Origin of the sequence: Photobacterium aphoticum (genome assembly GCF_001029435.1) — a bacterium.
Classification (GTDB): Bacteria; Pseudomonadota; Gammaproteobacteria; order Enterobacterales; family Vibrionaceae; genus Photobacterium; species Photobacterium aphoticum.
The window spans coordinates 1-16,554 of record NZ_LDOV01000005.1 but is presented as its reverse complement, the minus strand read 5'-3'; the positions used below and the strand labels follow the sequence as shown (position 1 = coordinate 16,554).

Below are 16,554 nucleotides of genomic sequence, written 5' to 3'. Positions count from 1 at the left end.
GTCATTCTCTCCTTCCTCTCCGTAACACACTGATAATCAATCTTTTTAATTGGCATGAAAAATGCTTTAACTCGTCATCAACGACGATTTTATTGAATTTTTTGCATTATCAGGATCCCCATGGATGACCATTCATCGTTAGTCGCTCTGCAACAGCAGGTGTCCCGTTACCAGCAAGCGCTGGAAGTGATGCCGTCCGGGGTGATATTTCTTGATTCCAGCGGCGTTGTCCGTGAAGCCAATCCGGAAGCATTGCGCTTGTTGGGCGAGCCCTTGGTGGGTGAGCGTTGGTTTGCGGTGATCCAGCGGGCTTTTGCCCCGCGCGAAGACGATGGCCATGAAGTGTCCCTGCGCAATGGTCGCCGGGTGAAACTGGCGATTTCCGCCTCCAGCAGTGGCCAGTTGATCTTCATTACAGACATGACGGAAACCCGCCTGTTGCAATCGCGCATCAGTGAAATGCAGCGTTTGTCCTCGCTGGGGCATATGGTTGCGTCCTTGGCCCATCAGGTGCGTACACCGCTGTCGAGCGCCATGTTGTATGCCGCCAATTTATCGTCACCGAATTTAACTCAGCCCACCCGTGAGCGCTTTCAGAGCAAGTTGGTGGATCGCCTGCATGATCTGGAAAAACAGGTCAATGACATGCTGTTGTTTGCTAAAGGCGGCGACAATAAAGTGGTGGCCCCGTTTAGCTTGGAAACCTTGCTCAATGAGGTTGAGCGTATGGTCGAAGCGCAAGTGCTGGCTAATCAGGTTGATTTCAGCATTGATTGTGATGACGAAACCATTGAAGTACTGGGTAACGCTAACGCATTGGCCAGTGCGATCAGCAACCTGATCACCAATGCGATTCAAATGGCGGGTAAAGCGTGTCAGGTGCGATTGGCCTTGACGGTAGAAGCCGGCTGGGTGCAGATCGCGGTGAGCGATAACGGCCCGGGTATCGCACCAGACATGCAGCAAAAAATTCTTGAGCCATTCTTTACCACGCGCCAGCAGGGTACCGGGTTGGGGCTCGCCGTCGTACAAATGGTGGTGCACGCCCACAAAGGGCAATTGCAGATCAGCTCTGTGTTGGGGGAAGGGGCGACCTTTACCTTGTGTGTGCCGGAAGCGGCATTCACCCTCTCGCACAGCGCTGAGTACCGTTCGGAACCTACCCCGAGCCACCCTTCACTTGAAATGACAAACGGAGAAACCGCATGAACCAGAGCCGCGTATTAGTGGTGGAAGATGATGAAGGTTTGCGTGAAGCCTTGATCGATACCCTGGCGTTGGCCGGTTATGAGTGGCTGGAAGCCGACAGCGCCGAACAAGCCCTGTTGATCCTTAAAGCTGAAGCGGTGGATATCGTGGTGTCGGATGTGCAAATGGCCGGTATGGACGGTCTGTGCCTGCTGCGCAGCATTAAACAGCACTGGCCGAAGCTACCGGTGCTGTTGATGACCGCCTATGCCAATATCGAAGATGCGGTGTCGGCGATGAAAGACGGCGCAATTGATTACATGGCCAAGCCGTTTGCGCCGGAAGTGCTGCTGAATATGATCAGCCGTTATGCGCCGGTGAAAACCGATGTGGGCCATGCCGTGGTGGCGGATGAAAAATCCCTGAAATTATTGGCCTTGGCTGAGAAAGTGGCGAAAACCGATGCCAACGTGATGGTGCTGGGGCCAAGTGGTTCCGGTAAAGAAGTGATGTCACGTTATATTCACAGCCATTCTGCCCGTCGTGATGGCCCGTTTGTCGCCATTAACTGTGCGGCGATCCCGGAAAACATGCTGGAAGCGACCTTGTTCGGCTACGAGAAAGGCGCCTTCACCGGTGCCGTGCAGGCGTGTCCGGGCAAATTTGAACAGGCACAGGGCGGCACCATTTTGCTCGATGAGATCAGCGAAATGGACTTGAGCTTGCAGGCCAAGCTGCTGCGTGTGTTGCAAGAGCGCGAAGTGGAACGCTTGGGCAGCCGCAAGAGCATCAAGCTGGATGTCCGTGTGCTGGCGACCAGTAACCGCGATCTGAAACAGTACGTGAGTGAAGGGCACTTCCGTGAAGACTTGTACTACCGCCTGAACGTGTTCCCACTGGCTTGGCCAGCGTTGTGTGAACGTCCGAGGGACATCGCACCGTTGGCGCAGTACCTGTTAGAGCGCCATTGCATGAAGCAAGGTTTGCCGTTGCCGCAGTTTGAAGCCGAAGCGTTGATCAAACTGCAACAGTACAATTGGCCGGGCAACGTGCGTGAGCTGGATAACGTGGTGCAACGTGCCTTGATTTTGTGTAACGGGGCCAGCATCAGCACCGGTGATATTTTGCTGGAAGGGCTTGATTGGCTAGATGCCGGCAGCTTACAACACGCGGTCGAGCAGGCGGTGTCGCCACAATTGGCCGTGGAGCAACAATTTGTCGTCGGGCAGCCATTGCCAGCGGGTCAACAAACTGCAGCGACCCATCGAGAAGCCCCGCTTTTGGCTTCTGCGTCATCGTCGGTTTCACTGCCAGAGGCGACCCCGGCCGCCGAGTCTGCGGCAACGGTGCCATTTGGGGGCGATGGACTCGGAAATGAGCTGCGAGAACAAGAGTTTTCGATTATTCTAGAGACCATTCGCATTTGCGAAGGTAGACGCAAAGACATTGCAGAAAAATTGGGGATCAGTCCTCGAACTTTGCGCTATAAATTGGCCAAAATGCGTGACGCTGGGATCGACATTTCAGTGTAACGCCGCCCCGAACACGTCTGCTGTGCCGCCGATGGCACAGCTGCCCCTAACTCCCTGACAGGTAATTTTGCAGAATGAATATCAATGGACTCCAAGCCGAGCTGCAGGCGATGAAGCTGGAAGCGGGCAATACGTCGCGTCCGGCCACCGGCCAGCAAGTCAGTGCCGACTTTGGTGCGCTACTGGGTGATGCGATTAAAAGTGTGAATGGGTTGCAGGCGCAGTCCAGTGAACTGGCGACCCGTTTTGACCAAGGGGATCGCAGTGTGTCGTTGTCGGATGTGATGATTGCCCGCAATAAATCCAGCGTGGCGTTTGAAGCGACCGTGCAAGTCCGTAACAAAATGGTCGAAGCCTACAAAGAATTAATGAACATGCCGGTTTAATGCAGGAATACTTGAGTGTCAGACCCATCATCGAACAACAATGAGTTGGCGTTAGCCGGCGGTGCCCCGTCAACAGCGGTGACCGACAGCGATCTTGCCTTACAACCGGAAGCCGAAGAGAAACCCGCGTCACGCGTGGACAGCATGCTGGGCAACCTGGACTTGCTGCGTCAGGTGATCTTGGTGCTGTCGGTGGCGATCTGTGTCGCCTTGATTGTGTTGGTCGTGTCATGGATCAAAGAGCCGGAAATGCGCCCGCTCGGCACCTATGAAACCGCCGAGCTGATCCCGATTCTGGATCACTTTGACCAAAAGCAGATCCCTTACACCCTCGACGGTAACACCATTCGTGTACCGGCAGAAAACTACGGCTCCGTGAAACTGGAACTGACTCGTGCGGGTCTGAACGAGCGCGTGGCGGAAGGGGATGACATTCTGCTGCAAGACATGGGTTTTGGCGTATCGCAACGCCTTGAGCAAGAACGCCTGAAGCTGAGCCGTGAGCGCCAGTTAGCCCGTGCCATTGAACAAATCCGTCAGGTGCGCAAAGCGCAAGTGCTGTTGGCTATGCCTAAGCAAAGTGTGTTTGTGCGCCATAACCAAGAAGCGTCCGCGACCGTCTTTCTGACACTGGGGGGCAGCGGCTCACTGGGTCAGCAGGAAGTCGACTCTATCGTGGATATGGTCGCAACCGCAGTACCGGGGCTGAAACCGACCCGCGTGACAGTCACCGATCAGCACGGCCGCTTGTTGAGCTCGGGCACCGAAGATCCGAGTGCCACTGCCCAGCGCAAAGAATACGAATTAGAGCGCAAGCAAGAGCAGGCGCTGCGTGACAAAATCGATGCCATTTTGATCCCGGTGTTGGGCTTGGGCAATTACACCTCGCAGGTGGATGTGTCGATGGACTTCAGTGCAGTGGAAGAAACCCACAAGCAGTACGATCCGACCACCGCTTCGACCCGCAGTGAATTCACGCTGGAAGACTACAACAACGGTAAAACCGTCGCCGGGATCCCGGGGGCGTTGAGTAACCAGCCGCCGTCAGACAGTGCGATCCCACAAGATGTGGCTGAGCTGCAATCGGGCAAGAGCGGTGACAACGGCTCGGTGCACCGTGAATCGACCCGTAACTATGAATTGGATACCACCATTCGTCACAAGCGTGCGCAAACCGGCACCATTGACCGCCAGACTGTGTCTGTGGCGATCGATTATAAATCCGTGGTGGATCCGAAAACCGGTGACACTACCCGCGTACCGCTCAGCGATGCCGAATTAAGTAAAATCAGCCGCTTGCTAAAAGGTGGCGTAGGCTTCTCGGCCGCGCGCGGTGACGTCTTGGAAGTGGTGGCGATGCCATTTGCGGTACCGGAACAAGAAACCGTGGCCGATCTGCCTGTGTGGGAACACCCAAGTTTCAACACCTGGGTGCGTTGGCTGGCGGCAGCGTTGGTGATTGTGGTGGTGATGCTGGTGCTGGTACGTCCGGCGATGCGTAAACTGCTGTATCCGAACCAAGCCGCCGACGGTACGCCGTTGGATGAACATGGCCGACCTATTCTGGCCAGAGGCGACGGGGTGGAACTGTTGGGTGGTGAGCTCGATGGGGTAGATGCCCTTGAGCTGAGCAGCAACAACATGGATCTGCCGAACCTGCATCGCGATGAAGATTTGTTAAAAGCCGTGCGTGCGCTGGTGGCGAATGAGCCGGATCTGGCCGCACAGGTTGTTAGAAGTTGGGTAAATGAAGATGGCTAATGAAGTCGCAACCACCGAAGAAAGCAAAAAGTTTGATGTTGCCACGTTAAGTGGCTCAGAAAAGGCGGCGATTTTACTGCTGAGCTTAAGCGAGCAGGATGCGGCCAGCATCATTCGTCATCTTGAACCGAAACAAGTCCAGCGCGTGGGTGGCGTGATGGCGGCCATGAGCGATCTGGGGCAGGAAAAAGTGTCGGCGGTACACCGCCACTTCCTGGAAGACATCCAGAAGTTCACCGGTATTGGTATGGACAGTGAAGGCTTTGTCCGCAATACCCTGATCGCGGCGCTGGGCGAAGACAAGGCCAACAACCTGGTGGATCAAATCCTGATGGGGACCGGCTCACGTGGCCTGGATTCCCTGAAATGGATGGATCCCCGTCAGGTGGCCAGCATCATTCACAACGAACACCCGCAGATCCAGACCATCGTACTGTCGTACTTGGAGCCGGAACAATCGGCCGAGATCTTGTCGCAGTTCCCTGAACGTGTGCGTCTGGATTTGATGATGCGTATCGCCAACCTGGAAGAAGTTCAGCCTGCGGCACTGCATGAATTGAACGACATCATGGAGAAACAGTTCGCGGGTCAGGCGGGTGCACAAGCGGCCAAGATGGGCGGCTTGAAGGCAGCGGCTGAAATCATGAACTACCTCGACAACAATGTTGAGGGCCTATTGATGGATCAGATCCGTGAGAACGATGAAGACATGGCTACGCAGATCGAAGATCTGATGTTCGTGTTTGATAACCTGGCTGACGTGGACGATCGCGGTATTCAGGTGTTGCTGCGCGATGTGCCGCAAGATCTGCTGCAAAAAGCCCTCAAGGGTGCCGACGATGCGCTGCGTGAGAAGATCCTACGCAACATGTCTAAGCGTGCAGCGGAAATGCTGCAAGAAGATCTCGAAGCCATGGGCCCAATCCGTGTGGCCGATGTGGAAGCGGCGCAGAAAGAGATCCTGTCGGTGGCGCGTCGTCTGGCGGATGCCGGCGAAATCATGCTATCCGGAGGCGGTGCGGATGAATTCTTATAATCCGCGCCCATTCCTTTTGACGCTATCGGTCGGGCAGGTGAAGCATGTCTACTGATCGTCGCCGTGGCTTTTTACGCGTTACCGAGCATCAGGCGCAAGAGCTTGAGCGTTGGGCGTACCCGGATTACAGCGAAGAGCGGGAGTTTGGTGCCGATAATGCCCTGAACTACCGCCATGACTGGCATGAGCCGGTATTGGAAGAAGAAGAGCCGGGGCCTCCGCCTTTAACGGCGGCAGATTTGGATGCCATCCGTGAATCCGCTTATGAAGAAGGACAAACGGAAGGGCGTGAAGCCGGTTATCAGGACGGGTTTGCTCAAGGGCAGGTTGAAGGACTGGAACAAGGTACCGCACAGGGGCTGGAACAAGGTCTGGCCCAAGGCTTAGAACAAGGCCAGCAGCAGATTGATACCCAAGTGGGGCATCTGACCCAACTGATTGAACAACTGGCGACGCCACTCAAGCAAGTGGATAACGCGGTTGAGCAAGAATTGCTGCGCCTTGTGACCGGCTTAACCCGTGAACTGATTCAGGTGGAGTTGAAAACCAACCCCACTGTGATTTTGCAGACCTTACGTGAAAGTATCGCTACCTTGCCGATGGCCGGTCAGATCGTGACGATTCAATTGCATCCGGACGATTTGGCGGTAGTCAAAGACGCATACGGGGAAGAGAACCTCGCGGAACGTCAGTGGCGTTTGCAGGCCGAGCCGGCGCTGCAGCGGGGGGATTTGCAACTGCAAGCCGGAGATTCCACCGTGGATTACCAGATGGAACACCGCATTCGTGATTTGCTCAATGGCTTCATTGGCCGCAATGCCCAGCAAGCGGCACAGGCTGAGCAAGCGGAACATCAAGCATCTAGTGAACAAGCGATGGCATCATCTGAGCCTGACGCTGATCCCTCACACATCGAGCCGGACAACCTGTAATGGCCGGTCTTGCTGCGCGTTTAGCGCGTTATCAAACCGATGATTTAGCCCGTCGGCCAGTGGCGTCCGGCCGCTTGGTGCGTGTGGTAGGCCTGACCCTGGAAGCAGTCGGTTGCCGTGCGCCGGTCGGCAGTTTATGTCGGGTGGAAACCTTAACCGGTGAAATGGAAGCGGAAGTGGTCGGCTTTTCCGGCGAGACGCTGTTTCTGATGCCGAGCGAGCAGTTAACCGGCGTGATGCCCGGTGCCCGCGTCACCCCTGTGCTGCAAGCGGCGGGGTTGCCGGTGGGGATGGAATTGTTGGGCCGCGTCATTGACGGGGTCGGCAATCCGCTGGACGGCTTAGGCGACATTTATACCGCTGATCGCGCCTCGTTTACCGCTGATCCCATTAACCCGTTGTCGCGCAAACCGATCAAAGAGCCGCTCGATGTGGGCTTAAAAGCCATTAACGGCCTGCTGACGGTCGGCAAAGGCCAGCGTATCGGCCTGTTTGCCGGCTCGGGTGTGGGTAAGTCGGTGACCCTTGGCATGATGACCCGAGGTACCACGGCACAAGTGGTGGTCGTGGGGCTGATTGGTGAACGTGGCCGAGAAGTAAAAGAATTCATTGATGAGATTTTGGGCCATGAAGGTCGCCAGCGTGCGGTCGTTGTGGCCGCGCCGGCCGATGCGTCGCCGTTGATGCGCCTTAAAGGCTGTCAGACTGCCCTGACCATTGCGGAATATTTCCGTGATCAAGGGCTGGATGTGTTGCTGCTGATGGACTCCTTGACCCGTTTTGCCCAAGCGCAGCGTGAAATTGCCCTGTCGGTGGGTGAGCCGCCGGCGACTAAAGGTTATCCGCCTTCGGTGTTTGCCAAATTGCCTGCGCTGGTCGAGCGTGCCGGTAACGGTGGCGAGCATCAAGGCTCCATCACCGCCTTCTTCACCGTACTGAGTGAAGGGGATGACTTACAGGATCCGATCGCCGATGCGTCGCGCGCGATTCTGGACGGTCACATCGTATTGTCGCGGGAAATGGCCGATGCCGGTCACTATCCGGCGATTGATGTGGAACGTTCGGTCAGCCGTGTGATGCCTGCGATTGTGAGCGAAGAGCACATGTTGATGGCCAAAGCCGTGCGCCAGATCTTGTCGATTTGCCGTAAGAATCAGGACTTGGTGTCTATCGGTGCCTATAAGCCGGGCACAGACCAAGCCATCGATCAGGCGTTTACCTTTAAACCCCGATTAGACGGTTACCTGCAGCAGACCATGAAAGAGTCGGTGCCTTACGACATGTGTATCAACATGTTGCGCTCCATTTTGGGCGGTTAACTGACACGTATCTCCCGATCAGGGAACCCACAGATAGATCTAAAACGGTATGTCGAATCAAGCCCTTGCATTGATCCTAGAGCGCGCCAAAGACGATGAGGACAAAGCCTCATTGGCGCTCAATCAGGCCCGCGTCGAGCGGGAAAACTATTACATCCAGTTACAGCAAATCGAGCAGTACCGATTGGATTACTGCCGCCAGTTGTCGGAGCGCGGCCAGCAAGGGCTGACCGCCAGCTCTTACGGCCATTTGCAGAAATTCCTCAATCAGCTGGATGAAACCCTGACTAAGCAAAAGCAGGCGGCCAGCCAGTTTGATTTTCAGGTCGAACAATGCAGCGAACACTGGCATGAGATGCGCAAAAAACGCCGCTCTATTGAGTGGTTGCTGGAGAAAAAGCAGACCGAACGCCAGCAATTTCTCGATCGCCAAGAACAAAAAATGATGGATGAATTTGCCACCTTGCAGTTTGCCCGTCGAATGAGCATTAAACGCTAACGGCGATACCTTGGTTGTTGGGGGCGATAGCGTGGTTGTTGGTCATGCTATCTTTGGATAGCTGGTTTGATTTTTGCATGGATGCGAACAGAGAAAGAAACCGTCAAGGGTTAGACGCCGGACGGTTTCCCGTTATGTATCCGTATCAGAGTCAATATCATGTTATCCCGAGTGTTTGCTTCCGACCCTTCTTCTGCCGCGCCGACCAGCCGTTCTGCGTTGTCGCCGGCCCCGCGTGCCGGGAGTGAGCGAGGCGACGACAACTTTTCCCATACCCTTGCCGGTGCGGTGGATCGCCCGCGCAGTGAGCCGTCACGCCCTGAACGTGCGGTCAGGGAGCGTGAAGAGCGGGATCATCCTCCTCGTCATGAATCGGTTTCTTCCTCTCGCAGTAAAACCCAGGCCGCGCAGGCCAACCGTGATAAAGCCGAAGCGCGTCATGCGGAATCTCGTCGTACGGAGGACACGCGTGCTGCGTCATCGAGTGCCGCTTCATCGAGTGCCGCTTCATCTTGTGAAAAGACGGATAATCAGGCTGTTGCAGAGAAAAAAGCGGCCGATGACGTACAGAACGATGCCGAGGTGGATCAGGGCCAAGCGGTGAGTGACGCAGCGGCGACGGATACACAGGGCGAAGCCACTGATGCGAACCAGCAGGCCATGCATGACGGGGAAGCCTTTTTACAAGAAATGCAGCGTTATCAGCGCCAACTCAGTGATGGGACGAGCGGTGAGGCTGGCAGTGACAATGGTGAGACCACACTGGCTGGCAAGATGTTGCCGCTTGCCGCTGATGCGACAGGCAAAGCGGGGCAAGACGGCGAACTGGATGGTCAGACGCAAGGCGATGCACAAGGTGAAGCGTCAGGTGTCTGGGGGCAGATCTTTTCATCGTCCGATGTGGCCTCGACCGATTCGGATGTGCATCAAGCCGCTGTGGCAGGCATTCAGTCAGGCACCCTTTCAAATACGTCGTCTGCTGCGCTGACCGGGGCGTTACCCAATGGCACGGTTGACGGTGAGATGCCACTGACTGACGCGGGGAAACTGGCGGCCCATGATGCGCTGAAACTGGCGAGTGAAGGACGCCTTGCCATGCAAGGGGGCGTGCCGGTTGATGGCGCGCTGACAGCGGATGCACAGGGTCCTGATCTGAACGGCAACACGGACGGCAGTGCGCAGAGTAAAGCGCTGAACGCGTTATCTGGCCAGATGCTGTCAGGTCAAAGCCTATCCGATCAAAGCCTATCCGATACGTCACTGTCAGGGATTGGTCTGACAGGACTGGCTCAGGGTGAGGGAGACGCAGGCAGTGCCGTCAATGCTGATGGTACGGTGGATGGCCTGAGCCTATTGGCGGGCACAACGGGTCATGGCGGGAGCGAACAAGATACCAAAGCTTTATTGGCCGCGCTGAGTGGTGATGAAGGGATAGATGGCGTGCGTCCAACGCATACCGCCTCACCGTTGCAGGGTGCACAGCACCGTCTGGGCGATCCGGCGGCGGCAAATAATCAGCCTCCGTTGTTGCTTACCCGCGATCAGGGCGGTGATGAACTGGCTGACCGTTTGCAGATGATGATGTCGAAAAACCTTAAACATGTCGACATCCGCTTAGATCCACCAGAGTTGGGACGCTTGCAGATTAAATTGTCGATCAACAACGATCAGGCCAGCGTGCAGTTCACCGCTGCTAATGCTCAGACGCGTGAATTGATTGAACAGGCACTGCCAAGGCTGCGTGAACTGTTGAGCCAGCAAGGCGTGCAACTGGCGCAAAGCTCGGTGCAGCAAGAAAGCAGTCGCCAGTTTGCCGGCCAGCAAAGTCAGCCGGGTCAAGACGGGCAGGGCAACGGCAGTCATAACGGCAACGACGGACGTGGCAGCGATCACTTGGGCGAGCAGCACCACGGGGATGTCTTGAGTCCACAGGATTTCTGGCTGTCGCAAGCCAAAGACGGCGTGGACTATTACGCCTGATAACACGGGCAACAATTGCCCCACAGAATGCTTATCCCGTGCCGGGGAGTCTGCTACTATGGCGCCCCAAAAACGGATATTGATAATTTAAACAGCAAGCCGTAACAACGGACACAGTAAAGGAATAACAGCCATGGCTGATGACATGAACGCAAGCAGCAAAAAGAAACGCCTGATGATCATTGTGGGTGTGGTGTTGCTGTTGATCGGCGGCGGTGTTGGCGCATGGTGGTACCTCGGTAACGATCCGGCTCCGGAAGCGGCGGCGCCTGCGCAAACCAGCACGGCATCATCGGCCTCTACCACCCCCGTGGCTGAGCCGGCGTATTACGTGATTTTGCCTCAGCCGTTCATATTCAATGTGACGGGCGATCGCCGCGATCGTCTGGTGCAGGTGAAAGTACAGCTGATGGTGCGTGGCGATCGCAATGAAGCCACCGCCAAACAACATATTCCGTTGATTGAAAGTACGTTGCTGCAAACCTTTGGTGCCGCAACGGTAGAACAATTACGTGCCCCAGGCGGCCGTGCGCAACTTCGCACGATTGCTCTGACGGCAGTGCAAGATGCTCTGGTGAAAGTCTCCGGCCGCCCTGTGGTGGAGCGAGTACTGTTCACTGGCTTTGTGATGCAATAGGTTAACCGTGAGTGATTTATTAACCCAAGACGAAATTGATGCCCTGCTCCACGGGGTGGACGATACCGATGAGGAAGAAGATCTCGGGCGTCCCAGTCAGGAACGTGGTGTCATCTCGTTTGATTTCTCCTCGCAAGACCGCATTGTGCGCGGTCGTATGCCGACGCTGGAATTGATCAACGAACGTTTTGCCCGCCATATGCGCATCAGCTTGTTTAACATGCTGCGTAAAACGGCTGAAGTGTCGATCAACGGCGTACAGATGATCAAATTTGGTGAATACCAAAACACCCTATACGTGCCGACCAGTCTGAACATGGTGCGCTTCCGTCCCCTCAAAGGCACGGCGTTGATCACCATGGAAGCCCGCTTGGTGTTCATTCTGGTAGAGAACTTTTTCGGCGGCGATGGCCGCTTCCACGCCAAGATTGAAGGCCGCGAATTTACCCCGACCGAGCGCCGTATCGTGCAGATGCTGCTGAAGTTGGTGTTTGAAGATTACCGTGAAGCCTGGTCACCGGTGATGGGCGTCGAATTTGAATACCTCGACTCGGAAGTGAACCCGACCATGGCCAACATCGTCAGCCCGACCGAAGTGATTGTAGTGAGCTCTTTCCACATCGAAGTGGACGGTGGCGGCGGTGACTTCCATGTGGTGATGCCGTATTCCATGGTAGAGCCGATCCGCGAATTGCTCGATGCCGGTGTGCAGAGTGACAAGATGGACACCGACGTGCGCTGGAGCAAGGCACTGCGTGATGAAATCATGGATGTGCCGGTCAATTTGCGCGCCAAACTGCTGGACGTGAACCTGACCCTGCGCGATTTGATGGAGCTGCAACCGGGGGATGTGATCCCGATTGATATGCCGGAATCGGCCACGGTGTTTGTGGAAGACTTGCCGACCTATCGCGCAAAAATGGGTAAATCCGGCGATAACGTGGCGCTGAAAATTACCGAAAAACTGAAACGTCCGGATATGGTGAAAAGCGATTTGGCTTTCCTGGATCGGGACGAGTTGGGGACGGCACTGCTGAACCTGCACAACGACGACAGCAATGATTAAGGACATCCGTCCTAAGCGAGTAAAACTATGTCTAATGACCAACAAATTGCCGACGATTGGGCGGCAGCACTGGCCGAGCAAGCGTTGGAAGAAAGTGCCCACCTTGCCCCGTTAGAAGAGCTGACAGACGACTCCTCTCCGATTGGGGATGACGAGCGCCGCAAGCTAGACACCATTTTGGATATTCCGGTGACCATTTCAATGGAAGTGGGCCGCACCCAAATCAGCATTCGTAACCTGCTGCAATTGAACCAGGGCTCGGTGGTGGAACTGGACCGCGTGGCCGGTGAATCACTGGACGTACTGGTTAACGGCACCCTGATCGCTCACGGCGAAGTCGTGGTGGTGAACGACAAGTTCGGTATCCGTCTGACTGACGTGATCAGCCAGACCGAACGTATCAAGAAGCTGCGTTAATATGGCAACCGGACCGGAACTGAATCTTGCCACCACGTTTGCATCCTTGATGTTTGTGGTGATCCTGATCATCGGCCTGGCGTGGCTGATCAAGCGCATGAAGTGGACGGGCATACAAAGTGGCCCGTCACCACTGCGCATTGTGCGCCAGTTGTCGGTGGGTCAGCGTGAACGCATTGTGTTGTTGCAAGTGGGTGATGAGCAAATGCTGGTGGGCGTGACTCAACAGAATATCTCCCTACTGAGCAAACTGGATCAACCGTTGCCGACCGAGGCAGGGCTGTCGGGCGGCGATTTTGCCCAGCAGCTGAGCACCATGCTGAAGAAACATGAAACGAAATAACCTGATCGCGGCGATCTTGGCGCTGTTCTCCCTGTGTTTGGTGTTCCCGGCTTTTGCGGCCACGACGTCGGTTGGTGCCGATCAGAGCGTGACTCTAACGCAGATGCAGCAAGAAGGGGGCGCCACCCAGATGTCGCTGACCAAAGGCGGCGGGGGCGGCATTCCTGCCTTTTCGGTCACCATGAACCCGGACGGCTCGGAAGACTATTCCGTGACCTTGCAGATCTTGGGCTTGATGACGGCACTGGGCTTTTTGCCTGCCATTATCATCCTGATGACCTCGTTCACCCGTATCGTGGTGGTGATGTCGATTCTGCGTCAGGCCATGGGTTTGCAGCAGACGCCGTCTAATCAGGTGATCATCGGTATCGCCCTGTTCCTGACCTTCTTTGTGATGTCACCGGTGATCGACAAAATCAACACCGATGCGGTGCAGCCGTACATTAACGAGCAAATCACCGCGACGCAGGCATTCAATGCCGCGCAGGATCCGTTACGTCAGTTCATGCTTAAACAAACCCGCGTGAAAGACTTGGAAACCTTTGTGCAGATCTCCGGCTCGACCGCGACCGATCCACAAGCGGTGCCGATGACCGTCTTGATCCCGGCCTTTGTCACTTCCGAGTTGAAAACCGCATTCCAAATCGGCTTTATGCTGTTCTTGCCGTTTTTGATCATCGACTTAGTGGTAGCGTCGGTCTTGATGGCGATGGGTATGATGATGCTGTCGCCGATGATTGTGTCGTTGCCGTTTAAGCTGATGCTGTTTGTGCTGGTGGATGGCTGGAACCTGATCCTGTCGACATTGGCAGGGAGCTTTGGCACATGACCCCGGAATCCTTCGTCGATATCTTCCAAGATGCGCTCTACATGGTGCTGATCATGGTCAGCGTGATTGTGGTACCCGGCTTGTTGATTGGTTTGGTGGTGGCGGTGTTTCAGGCCGCGACCTCCATTAACGAACAGACGCTGAGCTTTTTGCCGCGTCTGATCGTCACCTTGCTGGCGCTGATGTTCTTCGGGCACATGATGACCCAGATGCTGATGGACTATTTCCACCGCATCATTGAACAGATCCCGTCCTTGCTGTACTGAGCCACGCGATGAATGTCCCCTCGACCGTACTGCTGGACTGGCTGGCAAACTACATGTGGCCGCTGACCCGCATCTCCGCCATGATGATGGTGATGACCTTCTTTGGCGCGCGGTTTGTGTCAGCCCGTATTCGCTTATACCTGTCACTGGCGATCACCTTTGCGGTGATGCCGATGCTGCCCAAAATCAGTGAAGACATTGCGTTGTTATCGTTTGCCGGTTTGCTGACCACCGCCCAGCAAGTGATCATCGGCGTGGCGATGGGGCTGGTAACCCAGTTCGTGACGCAAATCTTTGTCATGGTCGGGCAGATCCTCGGGATGCAGTCGAGTATCGGTTTTGCTTCCATGGTTGACCCGGCCAACGGCCAGAATACCCCCGTACTGGGCCAGTTTTACATGATGCTGTCGATCATGCTGTTTTTGGCCACCGACGGCCATTTAACCCTGCTGCAATTGATCGTGATGAGTTTCAAAACCTTGCCCGTGGGCGAGATGATGCTGCGCCCGAGTGATTATTACGACTTGGCCGGCTGGTTCGGGTTGATGTTCAAGCTGGCACTGAATATGTCGCTGGCCGGGATCATCGCTTTGCTGACGGTAAACTTGGCGTTCGGCGTCATGACCCGTGCCGCCCCGCAGCTGAACATTTTTGCTTTGGGCTTTTCGGTTGCGTTGCTACTGGGCTTTGTGATCAGCTGGTTCCTGATTGGCGGGATCATGCCCCAATACGAACACGCGTGGGGACTCGGGTTCAGTCAGATCTGCTCGCTGGTGCGGGTGGAGTGTTAGGGGTAGGGGCGAGATCCGAGTAAGAGCGGAAGCAAGAGCGGGTTTAAAAGCGGCCCTTGGTTCTAAGGCCCTATGGGGAAAGCAGAGCAGGGACGCGGGACGAGCCGAAAGGGACGAGAAAAAGCAAAGAATCGGTACAGATTTAACTGAGTGGTGCTTTGCTTTTGATTTTTCTAGGATCTCGTTTCTAGTCACTCGATACTGTCGGACCACAGGACCACTTTGTGCTCTTCCGCCTTTCCTCGTCCCTCGAAGCGAAGCGTGACTCGCCCCTAGAAACCAGGATCTAGGATCCAGGTTCTTGCTTTTATCTTCTATTAACCTTTTTACGTGAGAACCCACCATGTCAGACGCTGACGGTCAGGAACGTACTGAAGACGCCACGCCCCGAAGGCTTCAGCAGGCGCGGGAAAAGGGGCAAATACCGCGCTCAAGAGAATTAGCTTCTGTTGCCGTTTTGGTGGCCGGTGCCGTCGGGCTGATGTGGTTTGGCGAACCGCTTGGCCGCAGCTTGGCCGACATGATGACGAAACTGTTTTCCCTTACCCGGGAAGAAATTTTTGATCTTAACCGTTTATTCGCTGTGATCGGCGGGGCGGTGTGGCATGTGGCGTTACCGTTGTTTACCTTGCTGGCCTTTTTGTTTGTTGCCGCCATTATTGGGGCGATTGGCCTGGGCGGGATGAACTTTTCGATGCAGGCGGCGATGCCGAAGTTGTCGAAAATCAACCCGATGAGCGGCTTTGCCCGCATGTTCGGCAAGCAGAGTCTGGTGGAGCTGATCAAATCTATCCTCAAAGTCACCTTGGTGGCGGGCATGGCGTTTGTGCTGATGAAAGGCCGATTGGATGATTTGTTCCAGTTGACCATCGAGGTGTATCCGCAAAACCTGTTCCACGCGCTGGACATTCTGACAGGCTTTATTTTGTTGATCTGTTGTTCGTTGCTGATTGTGGTGGCGCTCGATGTGCCATACCAAATCTGGCAGCACAACGAGCAGTTGAAAATGACCAAGCAGGAAATCAAAGACGAATACAAGGAAACTGAAGGTAAGCCGGAGGTGAAAGGCCGTATTCGTATGTTGCAGCGGGAAATGGCCCAACGTCGCATGATGGCCGATGTACCACAAGCTGACGTTATTATTACCAACCCGGAGCACTTCTCAGTCGCCTTGCGCTACAAGCCGGAAATTGACGCCGCGCCCGTGGTGATTGCCAAAGGCACTGATTTCCTAGCCTTGAAGATTCGAGAGATCGCCAACGAGCACAAGATTGATATCGTGCCCGCGCCCCCTTTGGCTCGTGCGCTTTATCATACGACTGAGCTGGAGCAGCAAATCCCCGATGGCCTGTTCAGTGCCGTGGCACAAGTTCTGGCGTATGTGTTCCAGTTGAAACAGTACCGTAAAGGACGCGGTAGAAAACCCGCCTTGTCGAAAGAAGCGACCAATATTCCGAATGAATATCGGTATTGATTAAAAGCAAGAGCGGTTCTGAGGTCCTAGGCCCTATGGAAAAGCAGGAGCGAAAGCCCTTGCATCTATAAAGTGAGCTGAAATCCTGCTTACAGGAC

General features: G+C 55.2%; 16 protein-coding genes and 2 pseudogenes. All 18 read left to right on the top strand.

Annotated elements, in window-relative coordinates; genetic code table 11:
* Positions 1-120 precede the first annotated feature (120 nt).
* The 18 genes and pseudogenes from ABT58_RS02550 (at position 121) to flhB (ending at position 16,456) form a co-directional block, all read left to right on the top strand.
* Positions 121-1,209, top strand: coding sequence for a sensor histidine kinase (locus ABT58_RS02550; protein WP_047872803.1), 1,089 nt, complete (start codon positions 121-123; stop codon positions 1,207-1,209).
* Positions 1,206-2,372, top strand: a pseudogene (locus tag ABT58_RS02545) (sigma-54-dependent transcriptional regulator); the annotation flags it as partial. The gene ABT58_RS02550 and the pseudogene ABT58_RS02545, both read left to right, overlap by 4 nt.
* A 144-nt stretch (positions 2,373-2,516) precedes the next feature.
* Positions 2,517-2,720 (top strand): annotated as a pseudogene (locus ABT58_RS24525) (helix-turn-helix domain-containing protein); the annotation flags it as partial.
* Between the two features lie 74 nt (positions 2,721-2,794).
* Positions 2,795-3,106: a flagellar hook-basal body complex protein FliE gene (fliE, locus tag ABT58_RS02540; RefSeq protein ID WP_047872801.1), complete on the top strand. Its 312-nt coding sequence runs from the start codon at positions 2,795-2,797 to the stop codon at positions 3,104-3,106.
* A gap of 15 nt (positions 3,107-3,121) precedes the next feature.
* On the top strand, positions 3,122-4,867 hold the full coding sequence (gene fliF, locus ABT58_RS02535; RefSeq protein WP_047872800.1) for a flagellar basal-body MS-ring/collar protein FliF: 1,746 nt from the start codon (positions 3,122-3,124) through the stop codon (positions 4,865-4,867).
* Positions 4,860-5,903: a flagellar motor switch protein FliG gene (gene fliG, locus ABT58_RS02530; RefSeq protein WP_047872799.1), complete on the top strand. Its 1,044-nt coding sequence runs from the start codon at positions 4,860-4,862 to the stop codon at positions 5,901-5,903. The genes fliF and fliG overlap by 8 nt, the downstream gene beginning before the upstream one ends.
* 44 nt (positions 5,904-5,947) lie before the next feature.
* The gene (gene fliH, locus ABT58_RS02525) at positions 5,948-6,835 is read left to right on the top strand and encodes a flagellar assembly protein FliH (protein WP_082210912.1); all 888 of its coding nucleotides are present in this window, start codon (positions 5,948-5,950) and stop codon (positions 6,833-6,835) included.
* On the top strand, positions 6,835-8,154 hold the full coding sequence (gene fliI, locus ABT58_RS02520) for a flagellar protein export ATPase FliI (RefSeq protein WP_047872798.1): 1,320 nt from the start codon (positions 6,835-6,837) through the stop codon (positions 8,152-8,154). The genes fliH and fliI overlap by 1 nt, the downstream gene beginning before the upstream one ends.
* A gap of 49 nt (positions 8,155-8,203) precedes the next feature.
* Complete coding sequence (gene fliJ, locus ABT58_RS02515; protein ID WP_047872797.1) at positions 8,204-8,653, top strand: flagellar export protein FliJ; 450 nt, start codon at positions 8,204-8,206, stop codon at positions 8,651-8,653.
* Between the two features lie 159 nt (positions 8,654-8,812).
* Positions 8,813-10,633, top strand: coding sequence for a flagellar hook-length control protein FliK (locus tag ABT58_RS02510; RefSeq protein ID WP_047872796.1), 1,821 nt, complete (start codon positions 8,813-8,815; stop codon positions 10,631-10,633).
* A 133-nt stretch (positions 10,634-10,766) separates the two neighbouring features.
* On the top strand, positions 10,767-11,270 hold the full coding sequence (fliL, locus tag ABT58_RS02505; RefSeq protein WP_047872795.1) for a flagellar basal body-associated protein FliL: 504 nt from the start codon (positions 10,767-10,769) through the stop codon (positions 11,268-11,270).
* Between the two features lie 7 nt (positions 11,271-11,277).
* Complete coding sequence (gene fliM, locus ABT58_RS02500) at positions 11,278-12,336, top strand: flagellar motor switch protein FliM (RefSeq protein WP_047872794.1); 1,059 nt, start codon at positions 11,278-11,280, stop codon at positions 12,334-12,336.
* A gap of 27 nt (positions 12,337-12,363) precedes the next feature.
* On the top strand, positions 12,364-12,753 hold the full coding sequence (fliN, locus tag ABT58_RS02495) for a flagellar motor switch protein FliN (RefSeq protein ID WP_047872793.1): 390 nt from the start codon (positions 12,364-12,366) through the stop codon (positions 12,751-12,753).
* Position 12,754: 1 nt separating this feature from the next.
* Complete coding sequence (gene fliO, locus ABT58_RS02490; RefSeq protein ID WP_047872792.1) at positions 12,755-13,096, top strand: flagellar biosynthetic protein FliO; 342 nt, start codon at positions 12,755-12,757, stop codon at positions 13,094-13,096.
* Complete coding sequence (gene fliP, locus ABT58_RS02485; protein WP_047872791.1) at positions 13,083-13,925, top strand: flagellar type III secretion system pore protein FliP; 843 nt, start codon at positions 13,083-13,085, stop codon at positions 13,923-13,925. The genes fliO and fliP overlap by 14 nt, the downstream gene beginning before the upstream one ends.
* Entirely contained in the window at positions 13,922-14,191 is a 270-nt protein-coding gene (gene fliQ / locus ABT58_RS02480) for a flagellar biosynthesis protein FliQ (RefSeq protein WP_047872790.1), read from the top strand. The genes fliP and fliQ overlap by 4 nt, the downstream gene beginning before the upstream one ends.
* Before the next feature lie 8 nt (positions 14,192-14,199).
* A complete protein-coding gene (fliR, locus tag ABT58_RS02475) occupies positions 14,200-14,982 on the top strand; it encodes a flagellar biosynthetic protein FliR (RefSeq protein ID WP_047872789.1) in 783 nt (260 codons plus the stop codon).
* Between the two features lie 343 nt (positions 14,983-15,325).
* Positions 15,326-16,456 (top strand): flagellar biosynthesis protein FlhB, encoded by a 1,131-nt coding sequence (gene flhB, locus ABT58_RS02470; RefSeq protein WP_047872788.1) that lies wholly within the window; start codon positions 15,326-15,328, stop codon positions 16,454-16,456.
* Positions 16,457-16,554 lie beyond the last annotated feature (98 nt).